The organism is Bacillus sp. JJ783 (assembly GCF_036963225.1).
GTDB lineage: Bacteria > Bacillota > Bacilli > Bacillales > Bacillaceae_G > Bacillus_A > Bacillus_A cereus_U.
Genome location: NZ_JBALMG010000264.1, coordinates 1 through 2,956, shown reverse-complemented (window position 1 = coordinate 2,956; position 2,956 = coordinate 1). Strand labels below are relative to the sequence as shown.

Below are 2,956 nucleotides of genomic sequence, written 5' to 3'. Positions count from 1 at the left end.
TAAATAGAGAAGAATGTAGCATTCTTACGGGAAGAATATGATTTATCATTTGTATAATTGTTAGAAGTGAAATAAAATGATAAGTATAGTTAATAAAGAGTATTATATTCATAATCTTTAATAGGAGAGGTGAATTTGAAATATGGATAATAAAAGTGGAAGAGAAAACTTACCTATTATAAATAATCAGAATGAATATATAGATACATATTTAGAGAATATAAGAGATATCGTTCCATTCCTGCATAACAATCGTTATGTAGATAAGGTGGAAGAGAAGATGGAGGTTGCAGAAAAAGAGGGAGAGAGTAAATATACGTATTTAAGTGATCTGGAAGTCATTTATCATTTCGTACATTTACAAAAAGATATGGATGAGAAGAAGAATAGAAAAGAAGATACAAAAAAGAGTTATGTGTCTGAAATCTTGTCATTTTGTCAGTGCATGGTTCAGCATGCAGAAGAGTTCGAATTGAATGGGGAAGAGGTACAGCATAATGACTCTTTATTGAAAACATTGCAACCTTGGCATATCCGGAAATATAATTCCTGGTTGAAACAGGTAGAGAACGGTAGGAATGGTGATACATATGCAGTCGCAACACTTGCCAAGAAAACAGTACTCATTCGTTCTTTTTTGAAACACCTTCATGTATTTGCTTATATCGAAAAACCCCTTCATGAAGAACTGCAGCGTGCAAATGTAAATGAACAGAATCGGCCGAATCGGGACCTATCTTATGATGAAGTTATGAAAATTTTAGGGTTTTATAAAGAAAGAGGGCATTTAGTAAACTATACAATTTTACTAGCTCTAGCAAGTACCGGTGCAAGAATTCAAGAATTGTGCACCGCGAGAGTGAAAGGTTTACATTATGACGGAAAGTACTGGTTAAAAGTCACTGGAAAAGGGGATAAAGTGCGTGAACTTTTCATTTCAGAGCATTTATACCAATGTATTTGTGAAATGAGACGAAGAAGAGGGTTCCAAACGATATTAGATCGAGGAGATGAAAGTCCTTTATTTGTAAACCAAAGAGGGAACTTTTATAATTCAAAAACGTTATCGAACCAAGTAACAGATATGATAAAAAAGACAAATTTAGAGTTTCTAAAATATCGTGAAAATCCAGTAACAGCGCATACGTTCCGTCATGCTTTTGCAATTATGGCGGTAGAGCAAGGAAATGCAGATTTATATCATTTAATGCAAACGCTGGGGCATGAGAATATCCAAACAACAAAAATCTATTTAGAGAAGCATATGAAACGGAAGAATAATGTAGGTACTTCCTTTGCGGATATGTTGCAATGAATAAAATAGAAGAAAATAGTTAACTCATGTATAAATATCATAATTAAGCACATGTTATATACAAATATAATGGAGGTGCAATGATGAATATTCAAAGACACGAAAATAATGCAAATGAAGTTCTTATTTCAGTTGCTGCAAGTGCTATTGAGCAAATGAAGTATGAAATTGCTCGCGAATTAGGAGTCACACTTGGACCTGATACATCATCGCGTGCAAATGGTTCTGTCGGTGGAGAAATTACAAAACGCTTAGTTCGAATGGCCGAGGAACAATTAACAGGAGAATATAGATTACACTAAGTTAAAGAAGTAATAAAAAAAGAATCCATTTTCAGAAAATGGATTCTTTTTCTTTTTTTTACATAAACTTCAAAATAATGATTGTGAATCTAAAAAAATGACCTCTTAGATTTCTTTGTAAGTATTTTGAAAATTCATATCAATGCCATAGGTATCGATATGAATTAAATCTTATATGAGTGGTTACAGGGTGGTTAAACGGTATTTTGTTTTTTTATAATTTTAATTCCATAATACTTAAGCCAATATAATACAAATTCATTTATAAGTAATTTTTTGTTAAATAGTTAACCGTTTATAATTTCCCCACCATTCACGTGCAGAATTTGTCCTGATATGTAAGATGCATCTTCGGATGCCAAGAATACATAAGCAGGTGCCACTTCAAACGGTTGACCGGCTCGCTTCATAGGAACATGGTCTCCAAATGTGGCAAGCCATTCTGGTGGCAAGGAAGATGGAATTAATGGAGTCCAAATTGGTCCTGGGGCCACACCATTAACTCGGATCCCTTGCGTTGCCAGTGACGATGACAGCGAACGTATAAAGGAAACAATGGCTCCTTTAGATGCCGCGTAGTCAATTGCATCTTGATCTCCATGATAGGCACTAAGGGATGTTGTATTTATTATGGAGCTCCCTGAATTCATATATGGCAAAGCAGCTTTCGTCAAAATAAACTGAGAAAAAACATTTGTGTGAAAGGTACTTGTTCGTTGGTTAGAATCTACATCAAGTAGACTGTTCCTTATGTATAGTACACCGGCATTATTCACCAAAATGTCAATACGACCAAATTGGTGAATTGTCTGCATTACAGCTTGTTGGCAATGCTGCTCATACCCAATATCACCTGGAATGGTAATGCAACTACGGCCATACTTTTTAACATAGAACTCCGTTTCTTTTGCATCACTATGCTCATTTAGGTATGAGATTGCTATGTCTGCACCCTCTTTCGCGAAGGCTACAGCGACAGCCCTCCCAATTCCACTATCCCCACCAGTTATAAGCGCTACCTTATTTATAAGTTTACCGGCTGGTTTGTAATTGGGGTTATCAAATATAGGTCTAGGTATCATTTAATGATTCAATGCCAGGTTTACTTTGTTGTTGAGGCGGGAAACCCATCACATTCACCCCTTTTGGAATTTTCCTATAATAAATGAAATTCTGATATAGGTTATGATTATCATCAGGAAAATATATCCTTACCAAAGAATTAAATAGAGGAAGTGAAGGGGGATTTACTCCAACAAGGTGTAATATCATTTCCTGTTATTTGTAAAAAGGTATTAATTTTTCCCTTTAGGGATAGCATCACATCGCTATCAAGCTA

Annotated in this window: 2 protein-coding genes and 1 pseudogene; 2 read left to right on the top strand and 1 reads right to left on the bottom strand. The window is 35.0% G+C overall.

Annotated elements, in window-relative coordinates:
* The first annotated feature begins 142 nt into the window (after nt 1-142).
* Together V7038_RS29435 and V7038_RS29430 are read left to right on the top strand one after the other, a co-directional pair.
* Entirely contained in the window at nt 143-1,315 is a 1,173-nt protein-coding gene (locus tag V7038_RS29435) for a tyrosine-type recombinase/integrase (RefSeq protein ID WP_335696091.1), read from the top strand.
* A gap of 83 nt (nt 1,316-1,398) precedes the next feature.
* Nucleotides 1,399-1,617 (top strand): alpha/beta-type small acid-soluble spore protein, encoded by a 219-nt coding sequence (locus tag V7038_RS29430; RefSeq protein ID WP_070147085.1) that lies wholly within the window; start codon nt 1,399-1,401, stop codon nt 1,615-1,617.
* Between the two features lie 287 nt (nt 1,618-1,904).
* Here V7038_RS29430 and V7038_RS29425 read toward each other — a convergent pair.
* Nucleotides 1,905-2,748 (bottom strand): annotated as a pseudogene (locus V7038_RS29425) (SDR family oxidoreductase).
* Nucleotides 2,749-2,956: the final 208 nt, after the last annotated feature.

Excerpts from the sequence above, each read along its gene's own strand:
- V7038_RS29435 (WP_335696091.1), top strand. The coding sequence starts at position 143 with ATGGATAATAAAAGTGGAAGAGAAAACTTACCTATTATAAATAATCAG.
- V7038_RS29430 (WP_070147085.1), top strand. The coding sequence starts at position 1,399 with ATGAATATTCAAAGACACGAAAATAATGCAAATGAAGTTCTTATTTCA.